Below are 18,488 nucleotides of genomic sequence, written 5' to 3'. Positions count from 1 at the left end.
CAGTGTCCTTCCTGATCGCCTCCGGGCACGTCGAGGTCGAAGCCAAAACCGACAAGGCCCTATCCGCAATCACCGGCCTCGTCGGTGCACTCGGCGCTGTCGGCCCCGTGGCTGGCGTGGCCGCAGCCGGACTCGCCTCAGCCGGCGCGGGCGTGGCGGCATTCGGGCTCGCGGCGGGCAAGCAAGTCGCGGACATCAAGAAAGCGTCCGAAGCCCAGGGCAAGTATCAGGAAGCTGTCGCACAGAGCGGCCGGGGTTCGAAGGAGGCGGCCAAAGCCCAGCTGGAGTATCAGCGGGCAATCGCCGGCATGCCGAAGGCCACGCGCGAGGCTGCGGCGGCCTGGTCCGCGCTGACGGATGAGTACAAGGAGTGGTCGGATTCCCTGGCCGCCGACACGATGCCGGTGTTCACGCACTCATTCCAGCTGTTCCAGGCGATGCTGCCGAAGACAACCGGCCTGGTGAAGGGCACGTCGGCCGAGCTGGACCGCTTCCTCACGCTCGTCGCTGGCGAGGTGGCGTCGCCGGGCTTCGACCGCATGATGGCCGACTTCACCGAGTTCTCCAGGGGATCGCTCCGCTTCGTCCTCGACGGCGTCCTCGACCTGTCTAGGGCCGTAGCAAGCTTCGCTGTCGGCGGCGGCTTCGACGACTTCGCCGATACGGCGAAGGAGGCGGGCCCAATCCTCGGAGACCTGCTCGCCAACCTCGCCGAGCTTGCGCTGAACCTGACTGCGGCAGGCGGTGATCTCGGCATCACCATGCTCACGGTGGCCAACGCCCTGGCTGAGATGGCCAACGCAATCCCACCCAGCGCCTTGTCGACCATGCTGCAGATGTATGCGGCACTGAAGCTGGTCGCTGTCGGCGTGGCCGCGGTCAACACGGTCGCCGCCTCGGGGGCCGTGGCCCGGCTCGCCGCCTACTTTGCGGTGATGCGCGCCGCTGGCGTGGGCACGACGCTGCGCGCGACGGCCGCGAGCATGACCGCGGTGCAGAAGGCGGGCATCGGCTTGGGCGTGCTGGCGATCGGGGCGATCGCGATCGACAAGTTGGCGGACAGGGCGCGCGGCGCGCCGCCGGATGTCGACCGGCTGGCGACCAGCTTGAAGAACCTCGCCACGACGGGCCGGTTCAGCGGCGAGTTGCAGAAGACATTCGGTGACCTCGACGGCCTGGTGGAGAAGGTCAAGAAGCTTCACACGGAGGCGGAGAAGGCGAGCAACACGGCGTTCGGGTTCCGCATTCCGGTGCTGGACGATGTCGCCGACTGGATCTCCGGCAAGATCAACGACATGGCGAAGGGGTCCGAGTCCCTCGGCGCCCTGAAGGACGACTTCAACAGCCTTGACCAGGCCATGGCCGGGATGGTGTCGTCCGGCTACGCCACGCAGGCCGCGCAGGACTTCAACGTCATGCGGGACTCTCTGCGGGAAGCGGGCTTCTCCACCAAGGAGATCAACGCCCTGTTCCCCGAGTACCGGGCATCGGTCGCCTCCCTCAAAGCGGAGCAACAGCTGGCCGCCCAGGGCATGGGGCTGTTCGGGCAGCAGGCCATGGAGACGAAGAGCAAGCTGGACGCGCAGAAGGCCAGCGCGGACGGCTTGAGGCAGTCGATCATGGCGTTGAACGACGTCAACCGATCCGCCTACGACTCCCAGATCGCGTTCGAGCAGGCCATCGACGACCTGACCGCCTCCTTCCGGGAGAACGGCAACACCCTCAACCTGAACAGCGAGGCGGGCCGGAAGAACGGCCAAGCTATGTCGGCGGCTGCGAAAGCCCACGACGAAATGCTGGCCGCCGGTTTGGCGGCGGGTGAGTCGCTGGGGTCGATGACCAGCAAGTCGGACCAGCTCCGCGCGAAAATGATGCAGTTGGCGACGGCCACGCTCGGCAGCAAAGAGAAGGCACGCGACTACGTCAACACCCTGCTGGGCGCACCAGGCGAGATCAAGACCGTGGTCAAGCTGGAACGCCAAGAGGCGATCACCGGGCTTCAGGCGGTGCAGGCCGAGATCCGCAAGACGCCTGGCGCGAAGACGGTGACGGTCTCCACACTCAACGCCGCCGCGATCAAAGCCCTGGAAGCGGTGGGCCTGAAGACCCGACAGCTCCCCGACGGGCGCACCGAGGTGTTCACGGCCAACGGGAAAGCCATCGGCCCCATCGACGCAGTCCGCAGGGCCTTGGCCGCCCTGGACGGGAAGACCGCCAAGACCTACGTCACCACGACCAAGCACTACATCAACATCACCGAGAACCGGGTCATCAACACAGGCAAGGGTGGTCGCGGACCCAACGCAGGTCTGGCCCGGGGCGGCCGAGTGCCAGGCTACGCCGGAGGCGGTGACGTCCAGTACTTCCCCTTCGGCGGCTACGTCGACGGGCCCGGCAGCAGCATGTCAGACAGCATCCTCGCCCTCATGGGCTCCGGTGCTGCGGCTCGCGTCTCCGACACCGAGTACGTGATCCGTGCGGCAGCGGTCGACAAGTACGGTGTGCCATTCTTCGACGCCCTCAACGCCGGACGCCTGAGCGTGCCCGGGTTCGCGAAGGGCGGCAAGCTCACCGAGAAGCAGAAGGCTGAACTCCAGCGGAAGAAGGAAGCCCGCGGCTACCTGACCGCGAACACCACTCTCACCGACATGTCGCACATTGCCGGTGTGCAGAACGCCGAGATCAGCAGCAAGCTCGGCAAAGAGCGCTCAGAGTCTGCCCTGGTCGACTTCCTCAACCAGTTGCAGACGCAGGTGTCCAAGGCGGGGTTCTCCAAGGGGACCAACGCCGCACTGCAGAAGCAGATCACGTCGTCGGCGAAGAAGCTGTTCGCGCTGAACGATCAGTACGACAAGGTCACCGCGTCGCTGGAGAAGGCGAAGGGCAGCCTTGAAGACCTGAAGGGCAAGTTCGACAACCTCAAGACCAGCGTGGCCTCGTCGCTGGTCGGCTTCGGCAACATCACAAAGCTCGGCAAGTACGGTACGTCGGCCGACACCCTCATCAACCAGCTGCGGTCCGACACCGGGCGCACCACCGAGTTTGCCGCGCAGCTTGATCAGCTCAAGGCGAGGGGCCTGAACGCGACCGCGATCAGCAACATCGCTCAGGCGGGCGTTACCGGCGGCGGTATGGCCACCGCCCAGTCGCTGTTGAACGCCACCCCTGAGCAGATCGCCGAGATCAACGCCCTGCAGAAGCAGCTCGAAGCGTCGGCTACCAAGGCCGGCACGGTCACCGCGGACGCCATGTACGGGGCCGGCCTCAGGGCGGCCGAGGGCCTGGTGAAGGGGCTGACGGCGCAGCAGTCCGCCATTGAGGCGGCGATGATGTCCATCGCCAAGGCGATGGAGAAGTCCATCAAGAAGGCCCTCGGCATCAAGAGCCCCAGCCGGGTGATGGAGCCGATTGGAAACTTCGCCTTCCAGGGCGTCGAGGCTGGCTGGGTCAAGCGCATGGCCCAGGGCAACACGCTCCTCACCGGCAGCACCGCCGGGCTGCGCACCAAGCCGGCCATGCTCCGAGCCGCGGTGCCTGCCGCTACGGGGGCCGGTGCAGCGCCCTCTGTGAACCTGACGGCGACGTTCAACACGATGACCCTTCCGTCAGCGGCCGAGCGGAAGGCCTTCGCCACGGCGATGGTCAAGGACATCAATGACGCGCTCCTCGACTACCAGAAGGGCCGGAGGCGCTGATGCCGCAGGGTGACTGGGGAGATCTGAAGATCGGCCGCCTGTTGTTGAGGGAAACATTCAAGGAGGCCGAGTCGGTCGGTACGCAGCGCACGCTCGATCTGGAGGGGCAGGAGTCCTCACCTCCGCTGACGCGCAGTGAGCTGGTGTGGCGGCACGACAACATCACCGCCCTGGAGTCCGGCACGGTGATGCCGCTGACGTTCACCGACAAGCCGGAGCGCAACGCCTACGTCAACGTCGATTCGGTGTCCGCGGACTACACCGAGTGGCGCACCGATGTCGTCACCTCGGATTGGAAGCTCGGCCTGACGAGGCTCGGCTCCGATAGCGAAGTCGACCTCCAGTCCCGCCTGACCGGCGTCTCGAGGGTGAACGACTTCGCCCTGACGGGGGAGCGGTGGCATGCCCCGCCGATCGGCCACTACGGCTACCAGACGGGCACCTCGAACCCTACGACGATGACCCGCACCGGAGCTGACGGCGCTATGACCGTCTACCGCAGCATCCCCGCCGGGGTATCCCCGCGCTGGGGCTGCGCCACCACCGCCTACCTCAATGGGCGGGTACGGCTCACCTCGAGCGGCACCGAGCTGTGCGGGGTCGACCAATCCGTGTCACCGACCGGCTGGGCCCTCACCAACGGCCTCGTCAACGTCACCCCGGGCGCATCGGCAACGTTCGACGTGCAGGCCTACACCGGCGGCGCTTGGCGCTCCAAGCTGTGGAACGTCAGCGCGGCAGGCTCCGGTGCTTCGATCACCTCGTGGGACGGGGCGACCCTGCTCCGCAACGACTGCGAGCACGTCATCCTCAGGCTCAGCAAAGGCCTCAACCCAGGGCGCGCCACACTCGATCTCACGCTGCGCCGCGGCAGCCGCACCGTCGAGGGCTACCTGCAGACCACCAGCTCCAACACCCTCGCCGCCTACCGCTCAAGCCTCGAGGCGAACACCAGCTTCGCCGCATCCGGCTACGTCACGGCCACCAGCAACGACGCCGACGGCAACCGATTCGCCGCCGGATCCGCCCGCACCTTCACCGCCCACACCAACGGAGGCGTGCAGAAGGCAGCCACGACCACACTCGACTTCTGGATCGGAGTCGCCGCCGGCGGGGGCAGCGCTGTCTCCGGGGATGCGGCAACCGACCTGCGCAATCAGTACATCGGCGCCCTCCCAGAGATCATCTACGCGGTGAGGCGGTGACCCTGTGACCGTCAACCAAGTCCTCGGTGCCCTCGGCTCGTGGGACATCACCCTCAAGTCGACCACCCCACCGGACCTGTGGGACCAGGTCGACTTCTTCGGCCATGTCGCCTTCATTCCTGGCCGCCTAGACCCCGCCCAGTACGGCGACAACCTTCTTGCCCCCGGAGTGGCCCGTTACGTCGGCGTCGTCCGCAAGCGCGACAACTCTGGCGACGACCGGCGCACCAAGCAGATCGAGCAGGGCTACGAGCTCGGCGGCGTCGGCATGAACTTCTGGCTGGGCGACGACGAGGATAAGGGCGACGTCTACGAAACCCCTGTCACGATCAACAGCGCCACCTTCGCCAACGCCATCCGAGCCCTACTGCCCGCATCCGGCGCAGTCACCGAAGGCACGCTGCACAGCGTCGCAGGCACCTACTCCGGCCGCCACCAGTACGAGACACCCCGCAAAGCCATTGCCTATGTTGCTGACACATTCACCGCCTCCTCGGGACAGAAGGTCAGCTGGCGTGTCAACGGCAACGCCACCCTGGATGCCGGCCCTGAGACGGCCCTGTACGTCACCGACCCGCGGTGCGTGATCTCCCGCAAGACAGCAGGCAAGGACACGTCCGGGATCGAGTCCGTGCCCGGCGCCTTCGGAGTCACCCGCGACATGGAGGACTACACCACCCGCGTCGTCCTGCTCGCCGAGGGGGAGGGCGAATCGATCGCCACAGGCACCGCGGACATCTCACCCGGCCTGAACCCGTACAAGAACATCCACGGCGGGTCCCTGAAGCTCACGCGGCTGGCCAGCGAGTCGGATACCGGCGTCACCCTCGCCGACACCCGGGCCGAACTGCTGCTGTCCCAGTACACGGCGTCTCAGGACGAACTCGTCGTCGAGACCGACAACTACTACATCGAGGGCAGCTTCACCGTCGGCGACTACGTGTGGGTGTGGGACCCCAACGCCGGACTCGTCGACCCAGACAACGAGATCACCTTCCGCGGCGAGCGCCTCAACCCCATCAAGCTCCAGGTCACCGAAGCCAAATGGCCGATCACCGACGGGTACACCGTCGCCTACCGGGACGCCAACGGCGTCTGGTACGACCTCACCGACCACGTCGAATGGGACGGCTCCCACACCGTCTACGTCACCGTCGGCGGCTTCGCCCGCGCCCTCGAAGGATCCGGCGCCCAACCCATCGGCACCCGCCCCAGCCAAGACACGTCCCTGCCTGGCGTGCCCACGTTCGTCACCCCGTTCACCGGCAGCGCCTACCTCGACTCGCGCGGCTACACCCGCGCGCGCACCATCATCGCCTGGAACGCCCCGAACAACGTCGACGGCAGCACCGTGTTGGACGGCGACCACTACGAGATCCGCTACGCCGTCGACGCCGACCTCATCTACCCCGCCACCTGGACCCAGGTCTCCCAAATCACCTGGGCCGACATGGAGACCTGGGGGCAGCCCTTCGTGGCCCCCACCGGCCAGTGGCAGACGATGTTCGTCGCGTGGGGCGAGTCCACGGCGCAGCTCAACGACCTCAGCCCCGGCGTCGGCTACGACGTGCAGATCAGGGCCGTAGACAAGGCCGGCAACCGCGGCGCCTGGTCCAACACGGCCACGTTCGTCGCCAGCGAGGACAACATCCCCCCGTCCACGCCGGCCGCCCCGACGGTAGCCGGATCACGGATCGCCCTGCAGATCACACACAGCCTCGGCAAGAGCTCAGGCGGCACCTACAACCTCGAGTCGGACCTGCAGCATCTGGAGATCCACGTCTCCTACGAGCCCGGCTTCACTCCGACCGAGGCCACCCTGAAGGGCAAGGTCAGTGCCACCGCGGGGATGATTCAGGCGCAGATCCCGGCCGTCACCACGGTGCAGGTGGAGGAAGTCTCGACCCGCTACGTGCGGGTCGTGGCGGTCGACAAGACCGGCAACAAGTCCGGACCGTCCGACGCGGCCTCGGCGACCGCGCTGCTCATCGACGACGCACACATCTCCGACCTGACCGTCAGTAAGGTCACCGCTGGCACCATCTCTGCTGACTGGGTTGTCGGCGCCCGCATCAAGACCGCCGACACCGGAGCCCGCGTCGAACTCAACTCGGGCGGCATCGGATGCTGGAACGCGGCCGGTCAGCAAACTGTCGCTATCGCCGCGGCAGACGGGTCGGTCTCCATCCTCGGCCAGCTCATCTCGGGCACCTCCGGCCGCCGCCTGGAGATCATGCCCACCTCGACACTGCTGCCAGAGCTGCGCTTCTACGCCAACAGCGGCAGCAACTACGCCTACATCAACACCTCTTCCACCGGCACCGACTCCAACGTCGGCGTCAACAGCGGCACCTTCGACGACAGCGGCGTCACCGTGTACGCCCGCGCCTACCTCACCAGCGGCACCAGCGAGATCGCCATCATCCGGGAGGACACCCAGGCCCGCCGCGGCGGCTACAGCCGCTACACCACCAGCAACTTCTTCGCCGGGTACAACAGCGGCGGCCTCGATGGAGGTGTGTATTCAGCAACGGCCACCCAAGCGAAGATCGGGTGGGACAGCGGCACCGCCTCCACCGCGAACTACTTCACCTTCGAAAGCGGCCTGACCCGCCACATCGGCCGCTACCGGGACTTCGTCGCCGTCGACTCCAACGAAGGCCTGTTCACCGGCTCCGTCTCGCCGCCGAGCGGCGCCTCCAGCTGGGCCGCCACGTTCGGCCCGACCATGCTCACCCAGCTGCTGCCGATCGTGTCGATCCGCGACGACGTCGTCCACTCGAACGCCATCACCGACTCCACAACGACCGGGTTCACCGTGACCATCAGCCCCGCCGCCAACGGCGCCTGGAGCGTCTATTTCTGGGCCTTCCGAATCTAAGGAACCTCATGGACATCTATCAGGTGGAAACGGTCGAAGCCACCACCACAGCGCAGGGCACACCCATCTGGATGGTGTCCATGCGCAAGCCCGACGGCAGCATCCACGCCCACACCTTCCCCCCGTCGACCATCGAATGGCGCATGGCCGAGTACGGGCTGGACAGCGTCGATGAAGCGCTGGACATCATCCTCCACGAGCCGTGGGCCACCGATCCCACCGACCCCATCGCGGGCCGCGAAGACCCCGCAGTGCGAGCCGGGATGACCGTCCTCCAGGCCGGGGCTGCGACAGCAGAGCCCATCCGATTGCACAACGCGCCGACGATCGCCGACGCCCGCGAGGCACACCGGCTGCGGATCGCCGACGCCAAAACCCGCATCCGCATCACACCGCCAAAGGGCAAGCAGGATCCACTCGACATCATCCGGCAGCAGCACGGCGTCACCGGGGAGGGCCTGCGCCAGAAGGCGGCGCTCGTCGACTCGGTCCGGCGCGCCATGCGCGGCGAGCCGGCGCCCAGGAACGCCGACATCGTCATAGACCCCGAGGCGCACACGCGCACCGTAAAGGAGACGAGCCGTGCCTGACACCCCCACCACACGGCTGGGCATGTACAAATCCGCCTCCGACGGATCCGAAGACGTGTCCTACACCCAGGACATCGGCCAGAACCTCGACAAGCTCGACGCCGCAGTCGGCTTCCAGCCGGTCACCTCGACCACACGCCCATCGTCCCCGTACAGCGGCAAGCCCATCTTCGAGACCAACACGAGCTACCGCACCTACTTCTCCAACGGCACCAGCCCAGCCAGCGCCTCGTGGGTGGAGATCCCCAACAGCAGCGGCACCTACGGCGGCAACCTGGCCCTATCCAGCGCGTCCAGCATCACCCTCGGCGGCGACACCAACCTGCGCCGCGACGGAGCAGGCGCCCTCACCACCGACGGCCTCTTCCGCGCCTACCGCAGCAGCGCCGGGACCAACGCCATCTCCCTACGCGTCAATGGCGACACTTCAAGCCGCCTCTTCATCAACGCCGACGGCAGCATGAACTGGGGGCCAGGCGGCGCAGCAGCCGCCGACACCAACCTGTACCGCAGCGCCACCGACACCCTCCGCACCGACGACAACTTCATTGTCGGTGGCAACCTCACCGTTTCGGGGATCGGGCAGATGCTGTACGCCCGCAAGACTGCAGACACGTCCCGGGCCAGCAGCACCACCATGGCCGACGACCCGCATCTCACGGTCTCACTCGCCGCCAGCGCCCACTACCTGCTCTTCGCCTACCTCGTCTACCAGGCGGGCACCACGGGCGACATCAACATCGGCTTCAGCCAGCCGACCGGAGCCGCCGGGTCCTGGCAAGGCACGGGCATGGGACGCGACGTTACCGCCTCTATCGGCACCGGCGGCTGGACCGTCCGCATGAACGCCAACGACGTCGGCACGACCCAGCTGCGTTCTTACGGCGGTGACACCACCAACCAGGCCGTACAGGTCATGGGCATCGTCCGCACCTCGTCGGCCGGCGCCTTCACCGTCCAGTGGTCGCAGGCCGCACTCGATGCGACCGCCACCATCCTCCGCACCGACTCGTGGATGCAGCTCACCCGAGTGGCCTGACCCCGAAGGAGACATCATGGAACTGCCCTACCCGTGGACCAAGGTCGTCGGCGCCTTCCCCTCCGAGAGCGGCGTCGAGGTCCGCCTCGCGGTCATCCACAGCAGCGACCCCGTCGAGGACCAGGCCGTCGTCGACGCAGTCAAGCAGGCACTCACGGAAGCGGGCGCCACGTCGGTGGCGGCCACCACCTACTCGGTTGCGTCCACGCCCGCCTAGAAGGGACCCGCAATGTCCACGTTCCAGGTCATCCTGCTCATTGAGGTCGGCATCATCGCCATCGGCAGCCTGCTCGGCTGGCGGCGACCCTAGGGGCGCTCGTCGCCCGAGTACGGGCCGGCCCCTGGAGACTCAGACTCACCGGGCGACGGCCGCTGTGAGGCGCCCTGGAGAAGGCTGTTCTGCTGCTCCAGTTCCTCTACCCGCCGCTCCAGCACGGCGACCTGGGCCCGGAGAAGGACGTTCTCGTCGGCGACCTCACCGTGCCGCTTCCGGAACGCTTCCAGCGCGTCTTCGATACTGATCTGCTGGCCCATCACGCCACCGCCTTGTCTGCGAGCTCCCGGTACCGGTCCAGGAGATTGGTGTTGTTGAGGAACGGATGCTGCGGGAAGAAGCTCCAGTGCGACACAATGGCGTCGCCGCGGAGGATGTTCGGCCGGCCGGTGGCGAGCGGCTGGTGCACGGTATGCCAGCTCTCTTCCTCGTCGGGGACGAGGACGCCGGGCTTGGGGAGTGCCGCGTAGTCCTCGCCGCGGCTGGCGAAACAGCTCACGGAGAACTGGGTGCCGGGCTGGAGGGGGAAGTCCTGGTAGAGGTACAGGTCTTCGACCGTGCCGGCCTCGACGTGGTCGAGCAGCATCTCGTGCAGCTTCACGGCGAACGGCCCGTTGGCCCATCCGGTGGGGTCCATGCAGTAGGCGGCCACCTGCCCCCACTCCATGGGGATCTTCCCGCAGGCTTGGAGGAAGTGGCTGCAGATCGCGTTGTTGATGATGACGGGGAACACGGCGATCGGGGAGGGCATCTCGATGCGGGCCCGGACGAGGTTCTCAATGGCGTCGTCGTGCAGGTAGACGACGTCGTCGTCGAGGCGCAGGTACACGGTGTCCGGGTCGGTCATGTACCGGTACGCCAGTCCCGTGTAGCGCTGCTTGGGGAGCCGCCCGAGGTTGATGCCGTCGGGCCGGTGGACGAGCTTGAACCAGTCGTGCTGCTCGTCGAGCTCGTGGGCGTAGGCGATGTCGTCTTCCTGACCCTGCGGGTCTGTGTTCATGTAGGCCCAGGCTTCGTCGATGAGCCCGCGCTCGACGTCCCGCTGCAGGTACTTGGCGAGGATGCTGTACGTCCGGCGCCTGCCGTAGGGTGTCCAGGCGATCACGCGGCGGCCGTCGATCATGTGGTGTCCTCTCCTGCGCGCCATTCCGCGCGGTAGTCGGGATGGCTGGCGTACACGGAGGCGAGGACGCGAAGGGAGTGGCTGACACGTTCATCCCGCCCGCAGTCGCAAGGGCTGCCGTCCCCGTAGTCGGCGCCGCAGTAGACCTCGGTCGAACCGCCCGGCCGCAGCACCGCATGCCCCTCGCCGAGGAGCTTCTCCAGCATTCGCCGCTTGGCTTCGACCTCGGCGAGGGCGCGGGCCGGGTCGTAGCGAATGATGTGGTCCCGCTCTCGCGGCCACGCGAACTTCACCCGAGGCTGGAGGTCCGTATCCCAGACCCCAGCGTCTTCTTTGGGGCTGGGAACCCAGCGCGGTACGGGCTTCCCGTCCTGGACGGCGGCCATGACGTTGACTCCAATCACCCGTCGAACCGCCTCGAAGTCCTCACTCAGCCGGTCGCGCAGGAACTGCACCAGATCGTCACTCATGCCGCTGCCCTCTCGCTCGCCGTTGCGGTGAGGGCAGATTCCCACTGCCGGTTGACCGCTTGCAGGATCGACCCCGAGGCTTCGGCCCGAGCCGCCATGCCGACCCGCTGCCGCAGGTCGGGATCATCGGCGAGCTGCTTGAGGATGCGCCCCCACTCGTGCTCCCGCCGGACGAGGAACCCGTTCTCCCCATGCCGGATCACCCGCCGGTACGGCTCAATGTCGGAAGCGATCAGCGGGATCCCGAGCATCGACGACTCCAACCACTTCGTCGGGAACTTCGCCCGGTTGAACGGGATGTCCCGGTACGGGGCCACCCACACGTCGAACTCCTTCACCGCCGCCAGGTAGTGCCCGAAGTTCTCCACCCAGCCCAGCGCGCCCAGACGGTCCCCGCGCAGGCCGCTCGCCATCGCCGTGCGCGCATCGATTCCGACCAGCCGCACGAAGGTCTCGCCGGGCCGACGGTAGCCGGAGATCCGGTTCAGCGCCCGCACCACCCCCGGCACCTGCAGTTCGTGCACCGTGGACGACGTGCCGGCCCAGCCGACCGACAGCACCTCAGGGTCGTAGTCGCGGACCTCGCCCAGGTACTGGGCGGGCAGCCCGTTGCCGACGACCCGCACGTCGTCGTGGTGCTCGCGCAGCACGGCAGCTAGCGGCTCGGAGCAGCAGGTGACGGTGTGCGCCACCTGCATGTTGTCGATCAAACCCTGCCGCAGGGCGGGGTCGGTCCACAGTTGGTAGGCGGCTGTGTTGGACGGGTCGAGGTGGAAGTAGTCGTCGTCCAAGTCGAGCACGAGCCGGATACCGTGGTCGCGCATCTCCCGCCACGTCTTGGACGGCTGAGACTTGGCGACACGGCAGCCGACGACCACGTTCAGGCCCTGCTCCCGCCAACTGCCGGGCAGGTACGGGCTGGCGCTCGTGTTGTGGCCGAGCCAGTTGAGGGCCATCGCGGGCAGCACCCCCCGGTACAGGCCGGAGCCCGCCTCGTCGGCCGTCCAAAAGTGGATCCGCACGTCAGGCCCCCGTGTGCTTTCCGCACCAGCTGCACCGGCGCCCGCGAAGTGCGGCGATGTACCTGTAGTCGTGCAGGCCGATGCGGTGACGTAGGCGCCTGGTGCTCGCGTACAGCCAGATCCATGCCTGGTAGCTGCGCGGTACGGCGTCGTTGTCGTCACCTGACCACGGGCACGGGATGAGCAGAGCGGTGACTCGGTGCGGCACTGTGTCTCTCCGTCCCGTCAGGCTGCCAGATACCCAGGCAGCCAGTGCTCGGCGTAGTAGCGGACGGTGTGGTGGATGCCCTCGTCGAGGGGCACGAAGTCGTCGGCGGTCATACCGATCTGCTGGAGCGTGCTGGTGTCGGACGTGACGACCGCGTTGGGGACCTCACCGGGCCGCATGGGCAGATGCTTGATACCGACCGGCTGGAGCCCGGTGTAGCCGGTGGCCTCCTCGGCGACGAGGCGGGCGATGTCGTTGACCGTGCACGACTCGAGCGGGCCGACCTCAACCGGGCGCTCGGTGGGCCCGTGTTCGGCGGTGTGCTCGAGCGCAGCGACGAAAGCGCGGGCGACGTCGGCAACGTACACGCAGTCGCTGATCTGAGTGCCGTCTCCGTACACCTCGATGTCGGTGCCGGTGAGGGCTCGGCACACGAACGAGGGCGCGATTTTGCGGACCTTGCTGGAGTTGTGCGACGCAAACCCGTTGGCGATGTAGGTGTGCGACGTAGTCTCGATGTCCCACAAGTCTGTCTCGCCCAGCTCCTCGATGGCCACGATGGTTGCCCGCCCACCGTTCGGGGCCCTGTCTTCCCAGAGCTGTGAAGCCTTGGCGAGGAGTCGGACGGGGCGGAACTCACCCAGCAGCCGGAGTCGTGAGGACAATCCCGAGACCCACGCGTCCACGACGATCCGGCCGTTCTCCTTGGTCCGGGTCTGGGGGGCGAACTCGAACTCTTTGAGGAGGTGGAGGTACTCGTCGAGCACAGGCCCAGGGTTCTGTGTGAATACCGGCCCGTGACCGCCTACGTGCCCCTCGCCATCCAGAAGGCCAGCGATGTAGCCGTGGGAACGGCTGTCCCCGGTGCCCCAGGTCTGGTCCGTAACCCACACAACGCGGTCCCCTGTGCGGAGCTTTCGCGCCTCCATCCATTGGCGGATCTGCCCCGACGGTGAGGAAGCGAGCCAGGGGTGATCGAGCGAGCAGGTGACGGACCGGCCATCGTCGAAGTGGAGGCGGACCGCGTGCTTTCGCGTCGCCCATGAACCCGTCACGGTGGCCCGACGCAGCTTTCGCTGCTTCCTCGCAGGCGCGTACTCGTCGATGCCGATGATCTCGTCACCTTCCCGCAGGCTGGAGATCGGCCTCCAGGCGAGGTCGCTGCACAGTACGGGTGTGCGCGGATCGACGCAGCCATACGGCGTCGCAATGGACTGTCCGGGCCCGTAGGCGTTGACGGGCCGGACGATCGTGATGCGCCCGCCATCGCGGTACAGGTTGTACATGCGGGCGAGGTCTTCGGCGGCCGACTTGGTGATCGTGTAGCAGCCTGTTCCCTGGAGCCTCATGGCGTGGTTGCCGACCCCGGCGTAGACGGTGGGGAGCCGGTACTGGGTGGCGGCTTCGAAGACGTTCAGGGAGCCGAGGATGTTCGTCTCGGCGGACGGCCGCGGGTTGCTGATGGTCTCCTGCGTGCCGAGGACGGCGGCGAGGTGGATGATGCCGTCGACGTGGGCGGCGGCTTCGGTGACGGCGGTGGCGTCGCGGACGTCGCCGAGGAAGAACTCCTCGCCGGCGGCCAGCTGCTGGCGGCGGTCCTGGTGGTCGAAGACGAGCACCTGGTGGCCGCGCGCGTTGAGTTCCTTCCTGATCCAGCCGCCGATGAATCCGGCGCCGCCGGTGACGAGGGTCTTCATGCCTGCTCCTTGCTGGTGGTGGTCTGAGGCCATGGGGTGGCGGCTGCTGCGGCGCGGGTGACGGCGTCCCAGAACTCGCGGGCAGCCGCATCAGGCTGGTAGTTCGGCCCGATGGTGATGTGGCCGTCGGGGTGGATGCCGACGATGAGCGTGCCGTCGTCCTCCCGTAGGGACAGCGCGAACTCGGGTTCAGCCTCGGCGGCAGAGGCGGGCTGGTGTGGCACCGCGCCTCGTGCGCTGTCGTTCCACACGGTGCGGCCAGATGGGCCGCTGCGTGCACTGGCATGCCAGTCGCCGTACTCGCCGCCCTTGTGCCCGGCGCGGAACGCGCACGTGTAGAGGCCGTCTTCGTTGTCGATGCGCGCTGTGCAGTCCGGCAGATCGGCGTGTGCGCTACTAATGTGCGCGTCAACCCGGTTGCGGGGCGGCGCTTCAACACAGTGCGGGCATTGCTCGCGGATGGCGTCGTCGGCCTCGTCTGTACGCGGAGCGTGGGGGCAGACCTTGCAGTGGTCGCACTGCTCGGCGCCATCAGGGCAGTCGCAGCGTGGGCAGCGGCGGGCGGCCGGGCACTGGATCGGCGTACCCCAGCCGTCGGTGTGCACCTCGCCGCCGCACTCCCGCCGCGTGCACGGGCCGCTCACCGCACGCTCCTGGCGGCGGGCATGTAGTCGATACGCACCTCGACGGGCTGCAGCGACGACAGGACGACGAACGCGAACAGGAAGGAGAGCGCGGCGCAGATGACGGTCACGACTCGCCTCCGTCCGCCTCGGTTTCGGAGCGCTGGCGGACAGCGGTCAGGATCTTGTCGGCCAGAGCGGGCACCCACTCCTGCGAGTCGGGATCGGCTTCGAGCGCATAGGAGACCTCGTCCATCCCGAAGTCGTCGTAGGGGAACTCGCGGATGACGGCGACGACGTGATCGCGCAGCGGGGAGTGGGTCGGCGTGGCCTCAGCCATGGGTTGCTCCTGGGTGCGGGTTCGTGTGCGGGTGGGGTGCGGGTTTTGGTGTGGCAGGGGAGCAGACCCGCACGGCCACACCCCTGCCACTGGTTCCTGAGCCAGAACCTCACCCCACGATACCTGTGATTCGTAGGTTACTGGCGGGGTTCAAGCTACGATTCAAAGGTATCGGCCGCACTGAGGAGACCACATGGCCGCACCGATGACACCCGCCGACTTCCTGAACTGCCTCCGAGACGAAGGCCTCGACGTCGTCCAAGTCGGCAACTGGGAAACCCACAACCGCAACAGCAAAGGCCCGTGGGGACCCGTCAACGGCGTGATGATCCACCACACCGTCACCCGCGGCGCAGCGGCCACCGTCGACATCTGCCGCAACGGCCACAGCACCCTGCCCGGGCCGCTGTGCCACGGCGTCATCACCAAGGACGGCAAGGTGCACCTCGTCGGCTACGGCAGAGCCAACCACGCCGGCCTCGGCGACCCCGACGTCCTCGCCGCCGTCATCGCCGAACGCACCCCGCCCGCCGACAATGAAGCCACCGTCGACGGCAACAGGCACTTCTACGGCTGGGAGTGCGAGAATATGGGCGACGGCAAGGACTCGTGGCCCGACGCGCAGATCGAGGCGATCGTCCGCGTCATCACCGCCCTCTGCCGCCACCACGAATGGTCCGCCCGCTCGGCGATACGGCACCTCGACTGGCAGCCCGGCAAAGTGGACCCCCGCGGACCCGGCATGGACTGGGAAGACATCCTCGACCGTGTCGCCCGGCGGCTCGCCGGTACGACGCCCTCCACGCCGAAGCCGCCGGCGCCCAAGCCGCTGCCGAAGCCGTCCCGGCCGGTCGTCGACCTGTCGAAGCTGGTCGCCGCCGCCAAGTCCAACCCGGCGCAGCGTGGGATGCCTGTCACCTACAGCGGCGTGCGCACTGTCGAGGCCGCCCTCGTCGACGCCGGGCTGCTGGCCAAGCGGTACAGCGACGGCCACTACGGCACCACCACCATCGCCGCCTACGCCAAGTGGCAGCAGAAGCTTGGTTACCGCGGCAAGGCCGCCGACGGCATCCCCGGCAAGACCAGCCTCGAGCGCCTCGGCGACCGCTACGGCTTCAAGGTCGTCGCATGAAGCTCACCCCGCAGCGCGTGGCCTGGATCCACTACATCCTCGCCGGAGCGTGGGCACTCCTCCTGATCCCCACCCTGCTGCTGTGGACGAACAGCGTCCTCTGGGTCGCCGCGATGAGCTTGTACGCCAACTTCGTCGGACACCTCTCCGCGGCCAAGGCGAGCCGCGCCGAACAGGAAGCAGAGAAGCAATGAAGATCTTCGGCAGAGAGCCGGTCGTCGTCCTCAACACCCTGTCCGCGGTACTCGGCCTCATCGTGAGCCTCGGCGTTACTGGCCTGACCGCCGAGCAGGCCGGCGCCACTGTCGCCGTCGTCTCGGCGGTCCTGGGCGGAATCGCCGCCGCCATGACCCGGCCCGTCGCCCCCCAGGCGTTCACCGCGATCGTCGCGGCCGGCGCGACCGCCGTGGCCGCATTCGGCTACGAGGTCAGCCAGGAGACTGTCGGCGCCATCAACACCGTGGTCCTGGCCCTGCTGACGCTGGCGACCCGCGTGCAAGTCACACCGTCCAGCCCGTCCGCACCCACCGGCCCGATGGGCGTCTGAACGTAGGAGCCGCACGTGGCCGACGAGCCGACCCTCGGCGAGGTCGCCAGACGCCTTGAGGCCATCCACGCCGACCTCAAGGAAGACCTCCGCGAGTACGGCGCTCGGCTCGAGAAGAAGGTCAGCGTCGAACGGTACGAGTTGGAACGCCGCACCGCCGATGATGTTCACCGGCAGGTCATAGAGCGGGTGGCGGCAATCGAGGTGGAGCGCGCACAGGAGAAGAAGGATGCCGAGCAGGAGCGGCGGAAAGCCGAGGATCAGCGGCGCGCCGACAAGCGGCTCATCCTGACCGGGCTGATCGTGCCGGTGCTGCTCGTCCTGCTGCAGGTGTACCTCTCGGCGAGGGGGGCGGGCGCGTGAGTGCTCACAGCTCACCGGCGAAGGCCCGCCGACGCGCCGACGTCAGATTTGTGCTCGCATCGATGTTTGCGCTCGCCGTGCTGGCTTGGGTTGTCATCACCATGCAGCAACTGGCGCACGACCTGCGCACCGCCAACGAAGCCCGGGACGCCCTGGCCAACCAGGTGGAACGACTCGGAGAGAGCCCCGTGGCCGGGCCGCCAGGGTCCCGTGGCGAGCCCGGCGAGTCCGTGCGCGGACCACAAGGCGACCCGGGAGAGCCAGGTATGCCGGGTGACGCGGGAGCCTCCGGCGAACCAGGGCGGCCAGGCCCGTCCGGCTCCCCAGGCCAGCCAGGGGCAGCCGGCGAAGACGGCCAGCCGGGAGAGCCCGGCCCGTCGGGGAAGCCCGGAGCTGACGGAGCGGCGGGCGCAGATGGTGCCGACGGCGAGGCCGGACCTCCCGGACCGCAGGGAGAAGCCGGACCAGCCGGACCTGCCGGACCGCAAGGCGAGCGCGGCGAGAAAGGAGAGCCGGGCGGGCAAGGACCGCCAGGCCCAGCACCGGCGAGCTGGACGTTCACCTACCGGGGCGCCACCTACACCTGCACCCCGGACGGCGACGGCTCCACCCACTACACCTGCCGCCAGACCGGCGGAGACCAGGACCCCGACCTACCCGGCCCGCTCGCCGCCGGCCTCGACCCGACGCGCCGCCAATACCCGTAAGGAAACCCTATGGTTGGTGTCCTGCTGGCACATCTCGTCGGCGACTACATCCTGCAATCCGACTGGATGGCGAACGAGAAGACGAAGCGCTGGTTCCCCGCCTGGGCGCATGCGGTGACCTATGGCCTGCCGTTCCTGCTCGTCACCCAGTCGCCCGTCGCGCTCGCAGTCATCGTCATCACCCACGCCGTGATCGACCACTACCGGCTTGCAAGGCACGTGGTGTGGGTGAAGAACTTCATGGCACCGCGCTCCTACTGGCATCCGTGGTCGGAGTGCTCCGGGACCGGCTACCACAAGGATCGGCCGCCGTGGATGGCTGTCTGGCTGATGATCATCGCGGACAACACGATCCACCTCATCATCAACGTCGCCGCCGTCCGCTACCTATAGGAGCAGTCCATGCCCGACCCGATTCCCCTCGCCCCGCGCCGGGACGACACGGCGGCGGACATGCGGAGCCTCGTGCAAATGGGGGAGGCCGAACCCCAGCCCATCCCCGCGCCGGCCATCAACCCGTTCCTCGAACCCGACTGGCCGGCCGACGACGAACCCGCGTGACAACGCCCCCA

Annotated in this window: 20 protein-coding genes; 12 read left to right on the top strand and 8 right to left on the bottom strand. The window is 67.7% G+C overall.

Annotated features, from left to right (window positions below):
- Window positions 1-2: 2 nt before the first annotated feature.
- Genes ACIBL4_RS19835 through ACIBL4_RS19810 form a run of 6 tightly spaced genes read left to right on the top strand, consistent with a single transcriptional unit; the run spans window position 3 to window position 9,627 of the window.
- On the top strand, window positions 3-3,695 hold the full coding sequence (locus ACIBL4_RS19835; protein WP_399411774.1) for a hypothetical protein: 3,693 nt from the start codon (window positions 3-5) through the stop codon (window positions 3,693-3,695).
- Window positions 3,695-4,900: a hypothetical protein gene (locus tag ACIBL4_RS19830; protein ID WP_399411772.1), complete on the top strand. Its 1,206-nt coding sequence runs from the start codon at window positions 3,695-3,697 to the stop codon at window positions 4,898-4,900. The genes ACIBL4_RS19835 and ACIBL4_RS19830 overlap by 1 nt, the downstream gene beginning before the upstream one ends.
- Window positions 4,901-4,904: 4 nt before the next feature.
- A complete protein-coding gene (locus ACIBL4_RS19825; RefSeq protein ID WP_399411770.1) occupies window positions 4,905-7,781 on the top strand; it encodes a hypothetical protein in 2,877 nt (958 codons plus the stop codon).
- A gap of 8 nt (window positions 7,782-7,789) precedes the next feature.
- Window positions 7,790-8,371, top strand: coding sequence for a hypothetical protein (locus ACIBL4_RS19820; RefSeq protein WP_399411768.1), 582 nt, complete (start codon window positions 7,790-7,792; stop codon window positions 8,369-8,371).
- Complete coding sequence (locus tag ACIBL4_RS19815) at window positions 8,364-9,410, top strand: hypothetical protein (RefSeq protein ID WP_399411766.1); 1,047 nt, start codon at window positions 8,364-8,366, stop codon at window positions 9,408-9,410. The genes ACIBL4_RS19820 and ACIBL4_RS19815 overlap by 8 nt, the downstream gene beginning before the upstream one ends.
- 16 nt (window positions 9,411-9,426) lie before the next feature.
- Window positions 9,427-9,627: a hypothetical protein gene (locus ACIBL4_RS19810; RefSeq protein ID WP_399411764.1), complete on the top strand. Its 201-nt coding sequence runs from the start codon at window positions 9,427-9,429 to the stop codon at window positions 9,625-9,627.
- 89 nt (window positions 9,628-9,716) lie between these two features.
- Here the strand turns inward: ACIBL4_RS19810 and ACIBL4_RS19805 are convergent, their stop codons facing one another.
- The 7 genes from ACIBL4_RS19805 to ACIBL4_RS19775 all read right to left on the bottom strand — a co-directional run bounded on the left by ACIBL4_RS19805 (window position 9,717) and on the right by ACIBL4_RS19775 (window position 15,167).
- Window positions 9,717-9,944: a hypothetical protein gene (locus ACIBL4_RS19805; protein ID WP_399411762.1), complete on the bottom strand. Its 228-nt coding sequence runs from the start codon at window positions 9,942-9,944 to the stop codon at window positions 9,717-9,719.
- On the bottom strand, window positions 9,944-10,807 hold the full coding sequence (locus ACIBL4_RS19800) for a hypothetical protein (protein ID WP_399411760.1): 864 nt from the start codon (window positions 10,805-10,807) through the stop codon (window positions 9,944-9,946). The genes ACIBL4_RS19805 and ACIBL4_RS19800 overlap by 1 nt, the downstream gene beginning before the upstream one ends.
- Window positions 10,804-11,277, bottom strand: coding sequence for a DUF6221 family protein (locus tag ACIBL4_RS19795; protein ID WP_399411758.1), 474 nt, complete (start codon window positions 11,275-11,277; stop codon window positions 10,804-10,806). The genes ACIBL4_RS19800 and ACIBL4_RS19795 overlap by 4 nt, the downstream gene beginning before the upstream one ends.
- The gene (locus ACIBL4_RS19790) at window positions 11,274-12,299 is read right to left on the bottom strand and encodes a glycosyltransferase (RefSeq protein WP_399411756.1); all 1,026 of its coding nucleotides are present in this window, start codon (window positions 12,297-12,299) and stop codon (window positions 11,274-11,276) included. The genes ACIBL4_RS19795 and ACIBL4_RS19790 overlap by 4 nt, the downstream gene beginning before the upstream one ends.
- A gap of 225 nt (window positions 12,300-12,524) precedes the next feature.
- Window positions 12,525-14,204 carry an NAD-dependent epimerase/dehydratase family protein gene (locus ACIBL4_RS19785; RefSeq protein WP_399411754.1) on the bottom strand — a complete coding sequence of 560 codons (1,680 nt, stop codon included), beginning with the start codon at window positions 14,202-14,204 and terminating at the stop codon, window positions 12,525-12,527.
- Window positions 14,201-14,848 (bottom strand): hypothetical protein, encoded by a 648-nt coding sequence (locus ACIBL4_RS19780; RefSeq protein ID WP_399411752.1) that lies wholly within the window; start codon window positions 14,846-14,848, stop codon window positions 14,201-14,203. The genes ACIBL4_RS19785 and ACIBL4_RS19780 overlap by 4 nt, the downstream gene beginning before the upstream one ends.
- 106 nt (window positions 14,849-14,954) lie before the next feature.
- Window positions 14,955-15,167: a hypothetical protein gene (locus ACIBL4_RS19775; RefSeq protein WP_399411750.1), complete on the bottom strand. Its 213-nt coding sequence runs from the start codon at window positions 15,165-15,167 to the stop codon at window positions 14,955-14,957.
- Window positions 15,168-15,360: 193 nt separating this feature from the next.
- Here ACIBL4_RS19775 and ACIBL4_RS19770 point away from each other — a divergent pair, with 193 nt between their 5' ends.
- Genes ACIBL4_RS19770 through ACIBL4_RS19755 form a run of 4 tightly spaced genes read left to right on the top strand, consistent with a single transcriptional unit; the run spans window position 15,361 to window position 17,209 of the window.
- The gene (locus tag ACIBL4_RS19770) at window positions 15,361-16,299 is read left to right on the top strand and encodes an N-acetylmuramoyl-L-alanine amidase (protein WP_399411748.1); all 939 of its coding nucleotides are present in this window, start codon (window positions 15,361-15,363) and stop codon (window positions 16,297-16,299) included.
- On the top strand, window positions 16,296-16,493 hold the full coding sequence (locus ACIBL4_RS19765; RefSeq protein WP_399411746.1) for a hypothetical protein: 198 nt from the start codon (window positions 16,296-16,298) through the stop codon (window positions 16,491-16,493). Before ACIBL4_RS19770 ends, ACIBL4_RS19765 begins: the two co-directional genes overlap by 4 nt.
- Entirely contained in the window at window positions 16,490-16,846 is a 357-nt protein-coding gene (locus ACIBL4_RS19760) for a hypothetical protein (RefSeq protein WP_399411743.1), read from the top strand. The genes ACIBL4_RS19765 and ACIBL4_RS19760 overlap by 4 nt, the downstream gene beginning before the upstream one ends.
- Before the next feature lie 15 nt (window positions 16,847-16,861).
- A complete protein-coding gene (locus ACIBL4_RS19755) occupies window positions 16,862-17,209 on the top strand; it encodes a hypothetical protein (RefSeq protein ID WP_399411741.1) in 348 nt (115 codons plus the stop codon).
- 11 nt (window positions 17,210-17,220) lie between these two features.
- On the opposite strand, the gene ACIBL4_RS19750 is transcribed toward ACIBL4_RS19755, so the two are convergent.
- Window positions 17,221-17,733 carry a hypothetical protein gene (locus ACIBL4_RS19750; protein ID WP_399411739.1) on the bottom strand — a complete coding sequence of 171 codons (513 nt, stop codon included), beginning with the start codon at window positions 17,731-17,733 and terminating at the stop codon, window positions 17,221-17,223.
- 192 nt (window positions 17,734-17,925) lie between these two features.
- Here ACIBL4_RS19750 and ACIBL4_RS19745 point away from each other — a divergent pair, with 192 nt between their 5' ends.
- A complete protein-coding gene (locus ACIBL4_RS19745) occupies window positions 17,926-18,309 on the top strand; it encodes a DUF3307 domain-containing protein (RefSeq protein WP_399411737.1) in 384 nt (127 codons plus the stop codon).
- A gap of 9 nt (window positions 18,310-18,318) precedes the next feature.
- Window positions 18,319-18,477: a hypothetical protein gene (locus ACIBL4_RS19740; RefSeq protein WP_399411736.1), complete on the top strand. Its 159-nt coding sequence runs from the start codon at window positions 18,319-18,321 to the stop codon at window positions 18,475-18,477.
- The last annotated feature ends 11 nt before the right edge of the window (window positions 18,478-18,488 follow it).

The sequence above is a fragment of the Streptomyces sp. NPDC050416 genome, assembly GCF_044458845.1.
In the GTDB taxonomy this organism is placed as follows: domain Bacteria; phylum Actinomycetota; class Actinomycetes; order Streptomycetales; family Streptomycetaceae; genus Streptomyces.
This window is presented reverse-complemented; position numbering and strand designations above follow the sequence as displayed.